General features: G+C 58.6%; 12 protein-coding genes. 8 read left to right on the top strand and 4 right to left on the bottom strand.

Going from position 1 to position 17,000, the window contains the following annotated elements:
• Positions 1–154 precede the first annotated feature (154 nt).
• Both pelN and CKQ53_RS15155 read left to right on the top strand, forming a co-directional pair.
• Positions 155–1,468, top strand: a complete 1,314-nt coding sequence (gene pelN, locus CKQ53_RS15160; RefSeq protein WP_094117517.1) for a pectate lyase PelN — start codon at positions 155–157, stop codon at positions 1,466–1,468.
• A 159-nt stretch (positions 1,469–1,627) separates the two neighbouring features.
• The gene (locus CKQ53_RS15155) at positions 1,628–2,521 is read left to right on the top strand and encodes a YcbJ family phosphotransferase (protein WP_094117518.1); all 894 of its coding nucleotides are present in this window, start codon (positions 1,628–1,630) and stop codon (positions 2,519–2,521) included.
• Here the strand turns inward: CKQ53_RS15155 and elyC are convergent.
• Complete coding sequence (elyC, locus tag CKQ53_RS15150; protein ID WP_118895153.1) at positions 2,518–3,294, bottom strand: envelope biogenesis factor ElyC; 777 nt, start codon at positions 3,292–3,294, stop codon at positions 2,518–2,520. The genes CKQ53_RS15155 and elyC overlap by 4 nt on opposite strands.
• Before the next feature lie 153 nt (positions 3,295–3,447).
• Between elyC and cmoM the strand changes: the two genes are divergently transcribed.
• From cmoM to btsR, 6 genes are all read left to right on the top strand, one after another.
• The gene (cmoM, locus tag CKQ53_RS15145; protein ID WP_094117519.1) at positions 3,448–4,233 is read left to right on the top strand and encodes a tRNA uridine 5-oxyacetic acid(34) methyltransferase CmoM; all 786 of its coding nucleotides are present in this window, start codon (positions 3,448–3,450) and stop codon (positions 4,231–4,233) included.
• Positions 4,230–5,552, top strand: coding sequence for a chromosome partition protein MukF (gene mukF / locus CKQ53_RS15140; protein ID WP_085651668.1), 1,323 nt, complete (start codon positions 4,230–4,232; stop codon positions 5,550–5,552). The genes cmoM and mukF overlap by 4 nt, the downstream gene beginning before the upstream one ends.
• Positions 5,533–6,252, top strand: coding sequence for a chromosome partition protein MukE (gene mukE / locus CKQ53_RS15135; protein ID WP_085651669.1), 720 nt, complete (start codon positions 5,533–5,535; stop codon positions 6,250–6,252). The genes mukF and mukE overlap by 20 nt, the downstream gene beginning before the upstream one ends.
• On the top strand, positions 6,249–10,691 hold the full coding sequence (gene mukB / locus CKQ53_RS15130) for a chromosome partition protein MukB (RefSeq protein ID WP_094117520.1): 4,443 nt from the start codon (positions 6,249–6,251) through the stop codon (positions 10,689–10,691). The genes mukE and mukB overlap by 4 nt, the downstream gene beginning before the upstream one ends.
• Positions 10,692–11,106: 415 nt before the next feature.
• Positions 11,107–12,795: a sensor histidine kinase gene (locus CKQ53_RS15125; RefSeq protein WP_094117521.1), complete on the top strand. Its 1,689-nt coding sequence runs from the start codon at positions 11,107–11,109 to the stop codon at positions 12,793–12,795.
• A complete protein-coding gene (gene btsR / locus CKQ53_RS15120) occupies positions 12,789–13,508 on the top strand; it encodes a two-component system response regulator BtsR (RefSeq protein WP_094117522.1) in 720 nt (239 codons plus the stop codon). Before CKQ53_RS15125 ends, btsR begins: the two co-directional genes overlap by 7 nt.
• Before the next feature lie 26 nt (positions 13,509–13,534).
• Here the strand turns inward: btsR and yjiA are convergent, their stop codons facing one another.
• From yjiA to CKQ53_RS15105, 3 genes are read right to left on the bottom strand one after another with little or no spacing between them, the layout of a single operon-like run.
• A complete protein-coding gene (yjiA, locus tag CKQ53_RS15115) occupies positions 13,535–14,497 on the bottom strand; it encodes a GTPase (protein ID WP_094117523.1) in 963 nt (320 codons plus the stop codon).
• Between the two features lie 17 nt (positions 14,498–14,514).
• On the bottom strand, positions 14,515–14,718 hold the full coding sequence (locus tag CKQ53_RS15110) for a YbdD/YjiX family protein (RefSeq protein ID WP_085651674.1): 204 nt from the start codon (positions 14,716–14,718) through the stop codon (positions 14,515–14,517).
• 47 nt (positions 14,719–14,765) lie between these two features.
• Positions 14,766–16,916 (bottom strand): carbon starvation CstA family protein, encoded by a 2,151-nt coding sequence (locus tag CKQ53_RS15105; RefSeq protein WP_094117524.1) that lies wholly within the window; start codon positions 16,914–16,916, stop codon positions 14,766–14,768.
• Positions 16,917–17,000: the final 84 nt, after the last annotated feature.

Genomic DNA, 17,000 nt, shown 5'->3' with positions numbered 1-17,000 from the left:
TCACGATCAGCGCGTTTAATTAGAAACGCCGTCTGATGAGGCAAGGCGTTCAGCGAAGACTGCCGAGATTGCCGGAGGATGTCATGTCACCGTGTCAGGCGAGTGGGACAACCTCAATAGCATTAATGAAGACCATAAAAGGAAGGCGTTCTACATGGAAATGAGTAACACGATCTGCTCAACGATGGCATTGGGCCTGCTTGCCGCTACTGCCGCACCGGCGAGCGCGGCCACTTATTATCTCTCACCGACCGGTAATGATAACGGCACTGGCACCCTCACCGCGCCCTGGAAAACATTTGGACGGGCCCAGCAAACTCTCGCGCCCGGAGACAGGCTATGGATCCGCGGCGGTATATACAGTGTTACCGGGGGCGTCAACCGGTGCGCGAGTCGTACCGATATCGTCAATGCGGTGACGTTGAATAAAAGCGGAATGGCGGGCAAACCCATTCAGTATTGGGCTTATACGGGTGAAACGCCGGTGTTCGACTTCAGCAAAATGAAGGATGACTGCCGCATCAAAGGATTCAATGTGGCGGCGAACTGGGTGTCATTGAAGGGGCTGGAGATTGTGGGCGTTCGGCAGAATAATAATCTCAACCACGAATCCTGGGGCGTGTGGATCAAGGGCAGCAACAACACGTTCGAGCGATTGAATATCCACCACATCATGGGAACCGGGTTGTTTTTGCAGAATGGCGCCAACAATCAGGTGATTAACTGCGACTCCCATCATAACTACGATCCGCTGACGTCGAACGGCGCGGGGCAGAGCGGCGACGGCTTCGGCGTCCATATCGCCGCCAATCAACCGGGTAACCTGCTGCGCGGCTGCCGGGCCTGGTCGAATTCGGACGACGGTTTCGATTTCATCAACGCCTACTCGCCCGTGGTGGTTGAAAACTCCTGGGCGTGGCTGCACGGATATCTGCCCGGCACCACCACCTCGCTACCCGCCGGTAACGGCAACGGATTTAAAATTGGCGGATACGGCGCACGTTACATCGCTAACGCCCCCAAACACACCGTGCGTCACAGCGTAGCGTTCCTGAACAAAAGCGCCGGTTTTTACGCTAACCATCATCCGGTCGCCAATAACTTCTTCAACAACACCGGTTACCAGAATAAACCTAATTTCAATTTGCTGGGCATCAGCGCCAGCGGGGCGGAAATCGGACTGGGCGTTGTTCGCAATAACATCTCATACGGCGGTCTGTCGTTGTCACATTCGCAGGGTGCGGATATGCGCTACAACTCGTGGAATCAGGCTAAAGTGCTGTCGAATGCCGAGTTTGAGAGCGTTGCCGTCACCGGCTGGGATGCCAAGCGTCAGTTGGACGGCAGTTTGCCCGCGCTGAAAAGCCTGCATTTGTCCGCCGGCAGTTGGCTCATCGACAAGGGCGGCAACCTCAATTTGCCGTATAAAGGCGCGGCGCCTGACCTCGGCGCTTTCGAACGTCAGTAATCCCTATCACTCTTTGCGCAGAACCTTTTGCTATTCTTTAGGTTCTGCGCCCATCATGGGCAGATTCAGGCTTTGTTTGATCTGTATTGAGGAAAACCGCCCCCCGCAGCGGCATGGTACGATCGACAAGCCTCCCCCTTCAGTCAAGGTCTCATGCTTATGGAATTGCTTAAAGCCGAGTTGAGTGCGGTATTAGGGGAACCTCTTAGCCGCGTCGAACGTATTAGTGAACAACCGTATGCGCATCTGTACGCCATGTATGACAAGGAAGGTCATGCGATTCCGCTGCTGGTCAAAAGCTATGTGTGTCAGGGCGTCGCTCAGCAGGAGGCCTACAAACTGAGCATGCTGGCGCGCGAAGGCGACGTGCGGGTGCCGACCGTTTACGGAATGGTGATGAGTCAGCATCCGTCGCATAAAGAGTTGTTGCTGCTGGAGCGGCTGCGCGGCGTGCCGGTCGAAACGCCGACCCGCACGCCACAGCGCTGGGCGTCGCTCATGGACCAAATCGTGGATAGCGTTCTGGCCTGGCATCGCATTGACAGCCACGGCTGCGTTGGGTCGGTCGATAGCATTCAGGAAAACAGCTGGCCCAACTGGTACGCCCAGCGGCTGGAGGTACTGTGGTCGACGCTGATGCTGGTGCAGACCCCGCTGCTGACGCGGGAAGACAGGGCGCTGCTGTTCCGATCTCGTCAGGCGCTACCCGCGCTATTCCGGGACTTTAACGATCCCTGCGTGCTGGTGCACGGAAACCTGTCGCTGCGCAGCATGTTGAAAGATAGCCGCAGCGATCAACTGCTGGCGATGATCAACCCAGGCATGATGCTGTGGGCGCCGCGCGAATACGAGCTGTTCCGGTTGTGTGACGAAGGGATGGCGGAACAACTGCTGTACCATTATTTGCGTCGTGCGCCGGTGTCAGAAACCTTTGTTTCCCGACGCTGGCTTTACGTCGTGTGGGCTGCCGTATCTCGCTATATTCACACCGGCCAGTTGGACCGTGAGCTGTTCGACCGGGCGTCGCGAGAGCTGCTGCCCTGGCTGGATTAGTCCGTCGTCGCCTGCGTTCCTCTGATCTTCTGCCACAGGCCACCCAGCGTTTCATACCACGCCCGCTCGCTGTGCGAGAGATTCAGCGCCGACGGGAACAGTTTTTCCCACGGGTTCAGCGGAGAGGTGATCGCCAGCTGATTAGCCGGGGCGGGGATCGGATGTAAGCCTTGTCCCTCGAAGAAGCGCATGGCGCGCGGCAGATGGTTGGCGGAGGTCACCAGCAGGAAAGGCTGCTGTCCTACCAATAGCGCCGTACCGGCCGCTTCCTCCGACGTATCACGCGCTGTCCCCACCTGCAGAATATCTTCCGCTGGTACGCCCAGACTCTCCGCGACTCGCGCGGCGGTGCTGGCGCTGGTGACCGGATTGCCTTTCGCCGCGGCGCCGGTAAAGATCAATTTGGAACCGGGGTTGGCATGGTAGAGCCGAATACCTTCGGTGACGCGCGGCAGACTGTTGCCGACCAGGTTTGAGCTGGGCGCCCACTCGGGGTTGTAAGTATAGCCGCCGCCAAGGACGACGATATAGCCGACCCGCGGCTGGCCGGGCTGCCAGGTGGGATAGGTGGACTCCAGCGGAAGTAAGAGTCGATCCGCCACTGGCTGCAGGCTCAGCAAGGTCAGCGTCAGCCAGCTCACCGTCAGGATGACGCGTCCGGTCTTCTGGCGGCGGGTGAACCACAGCAGCAGAAGCGCGATCCCCATCAATAACAGCAAAAGCGGCAGCGGCTGCAACAGGCCGCCCACATACTTTTTGAGGTCAAACAGCATAAAATAGCATCCAATTTGAGTGAAAAAGCGCCATCCAGGCGGAGAACGTGGTCTCAGGCGATTCATTCTATGCCAGCCTGTGCCAAAATGTCAGATTAGGAGTGAGGCGGGGCATTGTGGATGCGCCGTCATCAATTGCGTGGAACCCGTGGAATGCAGGATCGTAACTTTAACGATATCGCTGAAAAATTTGCCCGGAATATCTACGGCACCACCAAAGGGAAATTGCGTCAGGCCGTGCTGTGGCAGGATCTGGAAACCTTGCTGGCCCGCCTTCCGCAACGTCCGCTGGTCATTGTGGATGCCGGCGGCGGCGAAGGCCATATGGCCTGCCGTCTGGCCGCTTTAGGACACCAGGTATTGTTGTGCGATGTGTCCGATGAGATGATTCGGCGGGCGCAGGCTGCCGCCGAGGCGCAAGGCCTCACGGATCGTCTGCGCATTGTTCACTGCGCAGCACAGGATATCGCCTCGTATATGGATCGGCCCGCCGATCTGGTATTGTTTCACGCGGTATTGGAGTGGGTGGCTGACCCTCAACCGGTCTTAAGCACGCTGACGGACTGTCTGGCGCCGGGTGGAGCGCTATCGCTGATGTTTTATAATCATCATGCTTTTTTGATGCGCAATATGGTGCTGGGCAACTTCGGCTATGTCGAAGTCGGCATGCCGAAACGCAAACGGCGTTCGCTGTCTCCCGACCATCCGCTGGATCCGGATGAGGTCTACGGTTGGCTCTCCGCATTAGGTCTGACGATCAGCGGCAAAACCGGGATACGGGTATTTCACGATTATTTGCGGGACAAGCAAAAACAGATTGACGAGTTTGACACTCTGCTGGCGCTCGAGCAGCGCTATTGCCGGCAGGAGCCTTTTGTCAGCCTGGGGCGCTACATCCACGTTATGGCGCATAAGCCCCTTTTGAAGGATGCATTATGAGTGATTTTTCCCAGACCGTACCCGAACTGGTCGCCTGGGCTAGAAAAAACGATTTTTCGATTTCGCTGCCGACGGAAAGGCTGGCGTTTTTGCTGTCGATCGCCACGCTCAATGGCGAGCGCATGGACGGCGAGATGAGTGAAGGCGAACTGGTGGACGCGTTCCGTCACGTCAGCCAGGGATTCGAACAAACACACGAAACCATTGCCCAACGCGCCAACAACGCCATCAACGATTTGGTGCGACAGCGTCTGATCAACCGCTTCACCAGCGAGCTGGCCGACGGCAATGCCATCTATCGACTGACGCCGCTCGGCATCGGTATCACGGATTACTATATTCGTCAGCGTGAGTTCTCCGCGCTGCGTCTCTCCATGCAGCTTTCCATCGTCGCTCAGGAATTGGGCCGCGCCGCCGAAGCGGCGGAAGAGGGCGGAGATGAATTTCACTGGCACCGCAATGTCTTTGCGCCGCTGAAATATTCGGTGGCGGAAATCTTCGACAGCATCGATCTGACCCAGCGCATCATGGACGAACAGCAGCAGGGGGTGAAAGAGAATATCGCCGGGCTATTGACGCAGGACTGGCGCGCGGCCATCAGCAACTGTGAACAGCTGCTGACCGAAACCTCCGACACGCTGCGCGAGCTACAGGATACGCTGGAAGCCGCAGGCGACAAGCTGCAGGCTAACCTGTTGCGCATTCAGGACGCGACGCTTGGCAACGATACGCTGGGATTTGTGGATAACCTGGTGTTCGATTTGCAAGGCAAGCTGGATCGCATCATCAGCTGGGGACAGCAGACGATCGACCTGTGGATCGGCTATGACCGTCACGTCCATAAATTTATTCGTACCGCCATCGATATGGATAAAAACCGCGTCTTCTCCCAACGGTTGCGCCAGTCGGTGCAGACCTATTTCGACCAGCCGTGGGCGCTGACCTTCGCCAATGCCGACAGGCTGTTGGATATGCGTGACGAAGAGCTGGCGCTGCGCAGCGACGAAGTCACCGGGGAACTGCCTCCGGAGCTGGAATATGAAGAGTTCAGCGAGATGCGCGAGCAGGTGGCCGCGCTAGTGGAGCAAGCGCTAGAAAAATATAAAGAGCAGCAGATTCCGCTGTGTTTGAGTGAGGTGATGCGTGAGTATCTGGCGCAGTATCCTCGCTCCCGGCAATTTGACGTTGCCCGAATCGTGGTCGACCAGGCCGTACGTCTGGGCGTAGCCGAAGCCGATTTTACCGGATTGCCCGCGCAATGGCAGGCAATCAATGATTACGGAGCCAAGGTACAGGCCCATGTCATCGACAAATATTGAACCTATTATTACGGCCAAACTGATGGCCGCGCTGTCCAATCCGCAGTTTCCTGCGATGGACAGCCAACTGCGCGCTGGACGCCACATCGGCGTCGAAGAACTGGAAAATCACGCCCTGCTGATGGATTTTCAGGAGGAGCTGGAGTTCTTTTACAGCCGCTATAACGTAGAACTGATCCGCGCGCCGGAGGGCTTTTTCTACCTGCGTCCGCGTTCAACGACGCTGATCCCGCGTTCCGTGCTGTCGGAGCTGGATATGATGGTGGGGAAAATCCTCTGCTATCTCTATCTCAGTCCTGAGCGTCTCGCGCACGAGGGCATCTTCAGTCAGCAGGATTTGTATGACGAGCTGATGAGCCTGGCGGATGAAAACAAATTGTTGAAGCTGGTCAATCAGCGTTCCACCGGATCGGATCTGGACCGTCAGAAACTGCAGGAAAAAGTCCGCACTTCGCTGAACCGCCTGCGCCGACTGGGCATGATCTACTTCATGGGCAGCGATAACAGCAAATTCCGCATCACCGAAGCGGTATTCCGCTTCGGCGCCGACGTGCGCAGCGGCGACGATCCGCGTGAAGCGCAGCTGCGTATGATCCGCGACGGCGAAGCCATGCCGGTGGAAAGCAGCCTGTCGCTGGAAGACAGCGACGACGGAGAGTCAAGCGGCGATAACCCGAGTGTTGAGGATGAACAGGAATGATTGAACGCGGTAAATTTCGCTCACTGACGCTGGTTAACTGGAACGGCTTCTTCGCCCGTACTTTCGACCTGGATGAACTGGTGACTACGCTGTCGGGCGGTAACGGGGCCGGGAAGTCCACCACGATGGCGGCCTTCGTCACCGCGCTGATCCCCGACCTGACCCTGCTGCACTTCCGCAACACCACCGAGGCCGGGGCGACGTCCGGTTCTCGCGATAAAGGGCTGCACGGCAAGCTGCGCGCCGGGGTGTGTTACTCGATTCTCGACGTGGTGAACTCTCGCCACCAGCGCGTACTGGTGGGCGTGCGCCTCCAGCAGGTCGCCGGTCGCGATCGCAAAGTGGATATCAAACCCTTCACCATTCAGGGACTGCCGACGTCTGTTGGCCCGACCGAGATTTTGACCCAGACCGTCGGCGAACGTCAGGCGCGCGTTCTGCCGTTACCGGAGCTGAAAGAGCGTCTGGAAGAGATCGACGGCGTGCAGTTCAAGCAGTTCAACTCCATTACCGACTATCACTCGCTGATGTTCGATTTGGGGATCGTGCCGCGTCGGCTGCGCTCTGCGTCTGACCGCAGCAAGTTCTATCGCCTGATCGAAGCGTCGTTGTACGGCGGGATCTCCAGCGCCATCACCCGCTCCCTGCGCGACTATTTGCTGCCGGAAAACAGCGGCGTGCGCAAGGCGTTTCAGGATATGGAAGCCGCGCTGCGCGAAAACCGTATGACGCTTGAAGCGATCCGCGTCACGCAGTCTGACCGCGATCTGTTCAAGCATCTGATCTCGGAAGCCACCTCCTATGTGGCGGCGGACTACATGCGGCACGCCAATGAGCGACGCATTCATCTGGACAACGCGTTAACGCTGCGTCGGGATTTGTTCGGCAGCCGAAAACAGCTGGCGACCGAGCAGTTCCGCCATGTGGAAATGTCGCGCGAGCTGCATGAGCAGAGCGGCGCGGAAAGCGATCTCGAAACGGACTATCAGTCGGCCAGCGACCATCTGAGTCTGGTGCAGACCGCGATGCGTCAGCAGGAAAAAATCGAGCGCTACAGCGGCGATCTGGAAGAGCTGAGCGACAAACTCGAAGAACAGAACGAAATCGTGGCGGAAGCGCACGATCAGCAAGAAGAGAATCAGGAGCGCGCCGACGCGGCGGAGCTGGAAGTCGACGAGCTGAAAAGCCAGCTGGCGGACTACCAGCAGGCGCTGGATGCGCAGCAAACGCGCGCGATTCAGTATCAGCAGGCGCGTCAGGCGCTGGAGCGCGCCCGGACGCTGTGTCAGCAGCCGGATCTCACGCCGGAAAACGCCGATGACTGGTTGGACACGTTCCACGCCCGCGAGCAGGAAGCCACCGAACTGCTGCTGATGCTGGAGCAAAAACTGAGCGTGGCGGATGCGGCGCACAGTCAATACGAGCAGGCTTATCAACTGGTGACCCGGATTGCAGGCGCGGTCAGCCGCAGCGAAGCCTGGCAGGTCGCCAAAGACGCTTTGCGCGACAGCTCTTCCCAGCGCTATCAGGCCGAACGCGTACAGCCGTTGAGAATGCGTTTGTCCGAGCTGGAGCAGCGCCTGCGCGAGCAGCAGGACGCCGAACGTCTGCTGCAAGATTTTGCCAAGCGCAACGGTCAGGAGTATCAGCCGGAAGAGCTCGAGGGCGTGCAGCAGGAAGTCGACGCGCAGATCGAAGAGTTAGCCGGACTGGTGGCGGAAGCGGGCGAACGCCGTATGGCGCTGCGTCAGGAGCTGGATCAAATTCAGCAGCGCATCCAGCAGCTGACGGCTCGCGCGCCGGTATGGCTGGCGGCGCAGGAAACGCTATCCCAGCTTAGTGAACAGAGCGGGGAAAACTTCGAGGACAGTCGTCAGGTCACGGAATGCATGCAGCAGCTGCTGGAGCGCGAGCGCGAAACCACCGTCGGGCGCGATGAAGTGGCGGCCCGCAAGCGCGAAGTCGAAGCGCAGATCGAACGGCTCAGCCAGCCTGGCGGGTCGGAAGATCAGCGCCTGAACGCGCTGGCGGAGCGTTTTGGCGGCGTACTGTTGTCGGAGATCTACGACGATGTCACGCTGGACGACGCGCCGTACTTCTCCGCGCTGTATGGACCGTCGCGTCACGCTATCGTGGTGGCGGACCTGTCTTTGGTGCGTGAACAGCTCTCCGGTCTGGAAGACTGCCCGGAAGATCTCTATCTGATCGAGGGCGATCCGCAGTCCTTCGATGACAGCGTGTTCGAAGTGGAAGAGCTGGAGAAAGCGGTCGTCGTGAAAATTGCCGACCGTCAGTGGCGTTACTCACGCTTCCCTTCAGTGCCGTTGTTTGGCCGCGCCGCGCGCGAACAGCGTCTGGAAAGCCTGCGCAGCGAACGCGATGCGCTGTCCGAGCAGTACGCGACGCTGTCGTTCGACGTCCAGAAAACCCAGCGCCTGCATCAGGCATTCAGCCGCTTTATCGGCGCGCATCTGGCCGTGGCATTTGATGACGATCCGGAAGAGGACATCCGCCAGCTGAGCGGCCGTCGTGGCGAGCTGGAACGCGCCATCAGCAATTTCGATAATGAAAATCAGCAGCAGCGCCAGCAGTATGAGCAGGCGAAAGAGAATACGGCGCTGCTTAACCGTCTGATCCCACGCATTAGCCTGTTGTGCGACGACACGCTGGCCGATCGCGTGGATGAAATCCGCGAAGAGCTTGACGAGGCGGAAGACGCCGCACGTTTCATCCAGCAGCACGGCGCCACGCTGGCGCAGCTGGAACCGCTGGTCAGCGTGTTGCAGAACGACCCGCAGCAGCATGAACAATTGCAGGCGGACTACACGCAGGCGCAGAGCGCGCAGCGTCTCGCCAAACAGCAGGCCTTCGCGCTGACCGAAGTCGTGCAGCGCCGGGCGCACTTCAGCTATACCGATTCCGCGAGCATGCTCAACGCCGACGCCGATCTCAACGAGAAGCTGCGCCAGCGTCTTGAACAGGCGGAAACCGAGCGGACCCGCGCTCGCGATCAGCTGCGCCAGCATCAGGCCCAACTGACGCAGTACAGCCAGCTTCAGGCGTCGCTGAAAAGCGCCTATGACGCCAAGCGCGACATGCTGAAAGAGTTGACGCAGGAACTGACGGATATCGGCGTCCGTGCGGACGCCGAGTCGGAAGCTCGCGCCCGTCAGCGTCGTGACGAGCTGCATGCCGCGTTGAGCAACAACCGCGCACGTCGCAACCAGCTCGAGAAACAACTGACCTTTTGCGAAGCCGAAATGGATGCCTTGCAGAAGAAACTGCGCAAGCTGGAGCGCGACTACCATGTGATGCGTGAACAGGTCGTGACCGCCAAGTCCGGCTGGTGCTCCGTCATGCGTCTGGTGCGCGACAACGGCATGGAGCGTCGACTGCATCGCCGCGAACTGGCTTATATGAGCGGTGACGAGCTGCGTTCTATGTCGGATAAGGCGCTGGGTGCGCTGCGCCAGGCCGTGGCGGACAACGAGCATCTGCGCGATGTGTTGCGTCTCTCCGAAGATCCCAAACGTCCGGAACGCAAAATCCAGTTCTACATCGCGGTATACCAGCATCTGCGCGAGCGTATCCGTCAGGACATCATTCGCACCGATGACCCAGTGGAAGCGATCGAACAGATGGAGATCGAGCTGAACCGTCTGACGGAAGAGCTGACCTCGCGTGAGAAGACGCTGGCGATCAGTTCTCGCAGCGTGGCTAACATCATCCGCAAAACCATTCAGCGCGAGCAGAACCGCATCCGCATGCTGAACCAGGGGTTGCAGGCGGTGGCGTTCGGCCAGGTCAACAGCGTGCGCTTGAACGTCAACGTGCGTGAAACGCATACCACGCTGCTAAACGTGTTGTCCGAACAGCAAGAGATGCATCAGGATCTGTTCAGCAGCAACCGTCTGACCTTCTCGGAAGCCTTGGCGAAACTCTATCAGCGCCTGAATCCGGAAATCGATATGGGTCAGCGCGCGCCGCAGACCATCGGCGAGGAGCTGCTGGACTACCGCAACTATCTGGAGATGGAAGTGGAGGTCAACCGCGGCACCGACGGCTGGCTGCGTGCGGAGAGCGGGGCGCTGTCGACCGGGGAAGCCATCGGTACCGGGATGTCCATTCTGGTGATGGTAGTGCAGAGCTGGGAAGAAGAGTCCAAACGGCTGCGCGGCAAGGATATCTCGCCTTGTCGTCTGCTGTTCCTCGACGAAGCGGCGCGTCTGGATGCCAAATCCATCGCGACGCTGTTCGAGCTGTGCGAACGGTTGGAAATGCAGCTGATTATCGCGGCGCCGGAGAACATCAGTCCGGAGAAAGGCACCACCTACAAGCTGGTTCGTAAGGTGTACCAGAACCACGAGCATGTGCATGTGGTTGGCCTGCGTGGCTTCGCCAGCGAAACCGAAGAGAGCGTGGCGACGCCAACGTCGTAGCGTTCAGCGTACGTTAGAGGCGATCTCCGCTGCTGCGGGGGTCGCCTTTTGTTTTTCACCGGGTTATGTGATCCCATTCAGTGCGAAGTGCTGCTAGCGCCAACGCAGCCTTGACCTCCCTCTGATTTCCCCCAATCTATGGTTGATGTCCTTCCACATTCCAGTGCGGTGGCCAATATGCCGATCTGGCTCCATTCGTGACGCTGTCACTTATTTCCATCAGAACGTATAAAACCCGCGTCGGTGCGGCTTGAGGTCACAGCAGACGCTTGCTTCGCCCGATTCCAACCCTTGAACGGTGAAGACGATTTGTGCCGCATTTTGCCCCTTATTTGTCCGTTATATGCCACGATTCAAAGAATCCCTGTGCGAATCAGGATAAGGTACTCCTACAGAAAACTGGCGGCCTCCGGGTATGTACGCATTTAATTTGGTGTTACTGCTGTTGCAGCAAATGTGTGTGTTTTTAGTCATCGCCTGGTTGATGAGTAAAACGCGTCTGTTTATTCCCCTGATTCAAATCACCGTGCGGTTGCCGCACAAGCTGCTCTGTTACGTCACCTTCTCGATGTTCTGCATTATGGGAACCTATCTGGGCCTGCATATTGACGACTCGATCGCCAACACGCGCGCGATTGGCGCCGTCATGGGCGGCTTGCTGGGCGGTCCGGTGGTCGGCGGGCTGGTTGGCCTGACCGGTGGTCTCCATCGGTACGCCATGGGCGGGATGACCGCATTCAGCTGCATGGTTTCCACCATTACCGAAGGTCTGCTAGGCGGGCTGGTGCACAGCGTGTTGATCCGGCGCGGGCGCAGCGACAGCCTGTTCAGCCCCTTCACGGCGGGGGCGATCACGCTGGTCGCCGAGCTGACGCAGATGGCGATCATCCTGCTGCTTGCCCGCCCGTTTCAAGAGGCGTCGCAGCTGGTGCAAAACATCGCGGCGCCCATGATGGTGACCAACACCGTCGGCGCGGCGATGTTCATGCGTATTCTCTTGGATAAGCGCGCGATGTTTGAAAAATACACCTCGGCGTTTTCCGCCACGGCGCTGCGGGTGGCGGCCTCGACCGAGGGAATATTGCGGCAGGGCTTCAACGAAGAGAACAGCACCAAGGTCGCGCAGGTGCTGTTTCAGGAACTCGACATCGGCGCGGTGGCGATCACTGACCGTGAGAAACTGCTGGCCTTCACCGGCATCGGCGATGATCACCATCTGCCCGGCAAGCCCATTTCCTCTGATTACACCTGGCGCGCGCTGGAAACCGGCGAGGTTGTGTACGCGGACGGTAACGAAACGCCGTATCGCTGCTCGCTGCATCCGCAGTGTAAGCTCGGCTCTACGCTCGTCATTCCGTTACGCGGCGAGAACCAGTGCGTCATTGGCACGATTAAACTCTATGAAGCCCGACATCGCCTGTTCAGCTCGATCAATCGGACGTTGGGCGAGGGGATCGCGCAGTTACTGTCGGCGCAAATTCTGGCGGGTAAGTATGAAGATCAGAAAGTGTTGCTGGCCCAGTCGGAGATCAAACTGCTGCATGCGCAGGTGAATCCGCATTTTCTGTTTAACGCGCTCAATACCTTGATGGCGGTGATCCGTCACGACAGCGACAAAGCCGGGCAGCTGGTGCAATACCTGTCGACCTTCTTTCGCAAGAATTTGAAGCGTTCGACGGAGATCGTCACGCTGGCCGACGAACTGGATCATGTTAACGCCTACCTGCAAATCGAAAAGGCGCGCTTTCAGTCGCGGCTCAACGTCCAGTTGAAAGTGCCGGATGAACTGTCGATGCAGAAGTTGCCCGCCTTTACGCTGCAACCGATTGTGGAGAACGCCATCAAACACGGAACCTCCCAGCTGCTGGGCGTCGGCGAAATCACGATACGGGCCAGCCGGGAGGACGAACATCTGATTTTGGCGATAGAAGATAACGCCGGTCTGTATCAACCCAGCCAGAAGGGAACCGGTCTGGGCATGAGCTTAGTGGATAAGCGTCTGCGAGCGCGTTTCGGCGATGGCTACGGCCTGACGGTCACCTGTGAGCCGGACGCGTTTACCCGCATCATCCTGCGGCTGCCTTGGGAGGAGCGTTTATGTTGAGAGTGTTGATTGTCGACGATGAACCGCTGGCGAGGGAAAACCTGCGGGTGTTACTGCAACAGGAGCGCGATATCGAGATTGTCGGCGAGTGCGCCAACGCGGTGGAAGCCATCGGCGCCGTGCATGCGCTGCGTCCCGACGTCATGTTTCTCGACATTCAAATGCCGCGTATCAGCGGACTGGAGATGGTGGGCATGCTGGAGCATCAGCATCGGCCCTACACGGTATTTCTGACCGCTTTCGACGAGTACGCGGTCAAGGCATTCGAAGAACACGCGTTTGATTACCTGCTTAAGCCCATCGAGTCCGCGCGATTGCAGAAAACCCTGACGCGTTTGCGGCAGGAACGACAGGAGCAGGATATTTCCGTGCTTTCCGACCAACAGCCGCCGCTAAAATTTATTCCCTGCAACGGTCGCGGCCGTATCTATCTGCTGCAGATGGAGGACGTCGCCTATGTCAGCAGCCGCATGAGCGGCGTTTATGTCACCAGTCACGGCGGTCGTGAAGGGTTTACCGACCTGACGCTGAGGACGCTGGAAAACCGCACGCCGCTCCTGCGCTGCCACCGGCAATATCTGGTCAATATGGCCCACCTGAGCGAGATCCGTTTGGAAGACAACGGGCAGGCGGAGCTGCTGCTGCGCAACGGTCAAACCGTGCCGGTCAGCCGTCGCTATCTCAAAAACCTCAAGGAAACGCTCGGTCTCTGAGCGGTGAAAGCGCATCCCGCGAGGCGTCATTGGGGGCGCAGGTTCTCAAAGGCCTGACGGATGTTCTGTTCCGGCAGCTGTACGCCGATGAAAATCAGCGTGCTGCGCGGCGTTTCCTCGGGCTGCCATTCGCGATCCCAGTCGGCGTTGTACAGGCGCTGCACGCCCTGAAACAGCAGACAGCGAGGCTGATCCTGAATCCACAGCATCCCTTTGTAGCGCAGCAGGTTATCGGTAAAACCAGCCAGTAGGCCTTCCATGACTTTAGATACAGCGTCCAGCGAAACCGGATAGTCGAGCGTGACGACGATGGAGGCGATGTCATCCGGCTTGTTGGGAGCAAAACGATAGACCGGCCTGGCGGCGACCACGCGTTCGTCCAGCAGAAAACCGCGGGTGTTGAACAGATGCGACAGATCAATCTGACCCTGTGTAACCGGGTGAATTGGCGCGCGGGCGTTGATCCGGCCCAGGCGTTCCGTCAGCGCCGAGTGGTCGCCCATGAGGTCGGTTTTGGTCAACAGCAGACGGTCGGCGTAGCCTATCTGCGATTGCGCTAACGGGAAACGGTCGAGCTGGTCGTCGGCATGCACGGCGTCCACCAACGTGATTACACCGTCCAGCAAATAGCGTTCACAGAGTCTGTCATGGGAGAAAAAGGCCTGAATGATCGGGCCGGGATCGGCCATGCCTGTGCACTCGATCATCAGTCTGTCGAAGGCGATATCGCCCTTGTCCCGACTGTCGAGCAGATCGAGCAGCGCATCTTCAAGTTCGCTGGAGCGGGTGCAGCAAATACAGCCGTTGCTGAGCGTTTTGATCTGCGTGGCGCGGTCGCCGATCAGCTGGTCGTCGAAAGCGACATCGCCAAACTCGTTTTCAATGACGGCGATGTTCAAACCGTGGGGGGCGTTGAGGATATGGCGCAACAGCGTGGTTTTGCCCGCGCCGAGGAAGCCGGTTAATACCGTGACGGGAATGGGGGTCATCATGATTCTCCTTTGGGTCAGCAGCAGCGCATGCCGCCTTTACCGTCGCCGCCGTAACGCGCCTGCTGACGCTCACGGAAAAATTCTTCGTAGGTCATGATCGGGCTGTCCGGATGGTTGGTCTGCATATGCGTGACATAGGTTTCATAGTCAGGGATCCCGATCAGCATGCGAGCGGCCTGCCCGAGATACTTCGACGCCTTGCCTAATTGATCAAACATCGTGTTTTCCTAAGCGTTCAGCCCCGCCGAAGCGGAGCTGAGCATCATTAATGTCCGGAAGACGTTTTTACGCCGCCTTCAGGAATGGGGACGTACGGCGTTTCCTTATCCGTCCGCTGATCGGTTTTTCTGGCGTTCAGCCAGGTGCGGATACCGTAGAAAATAATACTGTAGACCACGACCAGGAAGAGAATGCTCAGACCGGCGTTGGTGTAGTTGTTGATCACGATGTGATTCATGTTGGCGACCTCCTGTGCGGTCAGTTCGCCGCCGGCCAGAATGCGCGCCTTATACTCCCGCGCCATGAACAGGAAACCTTCCATCTGCGGGTTGGTGCTGAACAGTTTCATGCCCAGCGCCCAGGTGGTGCATATCAGCAGCCAGGTGGCAGGCACCAGCGGCACCCAGAGATACTGCGTGCGTTTCATTTTCACCAGCACGACGGCGGCCAGCACCAGCGCGACCGCGGCCAGCATCTGGTTGGAAATACCGAACAGCGGCCACAGGCTCTTCACTCCGCCCAGCGGATCAACCACGCCCTGATAGAGCAGGTAGCCCCACAGACCCACGCAGCCTGCCGTACCGACGATACCGGCGGGCAGCGAGTTGGTTTTTTTCAGGAACGGGATAAAGTTGCCCAGCAGGTCTTGCAGCATGAAGCGGCCGGAACGGGTACCCGCATCCAGCGCGGTCAGGATAAACAGCGCCTCAAACAGAATGCCGAAGTGATACCAGAAGCCCATATCCGCGGCGGGAATGATCTGATGGAACACCAGCGCGATGCCCACCGCCAGGGTTGGCGCGCCGCCTGCGCGATTCAGCACGGACGGTTCACCAATGTCTTTGGCGGTCTGCAGGATCTGTTCCGGTGAAATCACGAAGCCCCAACTGCTGACGGTCGCCGCCGCCTGCGTGGTCACTTCTTTCAACTGAGACAAGACCAGCGGCGCGTTTTCCGTCCCCAGTTGGTGCAGGTTCGGCATGACGATGCCAAGACCCGACGGCGGGGTGTTCATCGCGAAGTAAAGGCCCGGCTCAATGATGGACGCGGCCACCAGCGCCATGATGGCGACGAAGGACTCCATCAGCATGGCGCCGTAGCCGATGAACCGCGCATCCGTTTCGCAGGCCAGTAGCTTCGGCGTGGTGCCGGAGGCAATCAGGGCATGGAAGCCGGAGACCGCGCCGCAGGCGATAGTGATGAACAAGAAGGGGAACAACGCGCCTTTCCACAGCGGGCCGGTGCCGTCCACGTATTGGGTGATGGCGGGCATTTTCAGGTCCGGGTTCAGGATCACGATACCGACCGCCAGACCGACGATGACCCCAATCTTCAGGAACGTCGCCAGATAGTCGCGCGGCGCCAGAATCAGCCACACCGGCAGCAGCGCGGACACAAACGCATAGCCAATCAGCGTGAAGGTGATGGTGGTGTCTTTGAAGGTCAGCGCCGGTCCCCAGAACGGATCGTGCGCAATGATGCCGCCGAACCAGATGGAGGCGACCAGCAGTACGATACCGATGACGGAAACCTCGCCCACTCGGCCCGGACGCAGGAAGCGCATGTAGATACCCATGAACAACGCGATCGGCACCGTCGAGCATACGGTGAACACCCCCCACGGACTTTCCGCCAGCGCTTTCACCACGATCAGCGCCAGCACCGCCAGAATGATAATCATGATCAGGAAACAGCCGAACAGGGCGATGGTGCCCGGTACGCGTCCCATCTCTTCCTTTATCATCTCACCCAGCGACGCGCCGTTACGGCGAGAGGAGATAAACAGCACCATAAAATCTTGTACGGCGCCGGCTAGCACGACGCCAGCCAGCAGCCATAGGGTACCGGGAAGGTAGCCCATCTGCGCCGCCAGAACCGGTCCCACTAACGGTCCGGCGCCCGCGATAGCCGCGAAGTGATGTCCGAACAGCACGTAGCGGTTGGTCGGCACGTAGTTGAGACCGTCATTGTTGATGACGGCGGGCGTCGCGCGCGACGGGTCCAATTTCATGACTTTCTGGGCGATGTATAGGCTGTAATAGCGATACGCCACCAGATAGACGGAGACAGACGCGACGACAATCCACAGCGCGCTGACGTTTTCGCCCCGACGCAGGGCGACGACTGCAAGGCAAAACGCGCCGATGATACCGATGACGACCCAGGGAATATGTTTGAGGAACGTATTATTTTTCATACAAAACCTGCTTGTCAGACGAACCAGTAAAACAGCGAAACGGGCTGCTTTAATAAGGCTGTATGGGTTTTAGGAGTTAGAGAG

This window comes from Lonsdalea britannica, from assembly GCF_003515985.1.
Classification (GTDB): domain Bacteria; phylum Pseudomonadota; class Gammaproteobacteria; order Enterobacterales; family Enterobacteriaceae; genus Lonsdalea; species Lonsdalea britannica.
This window is presented reverse-complemented; position numbering and strand designations above follow the sequence as displayed.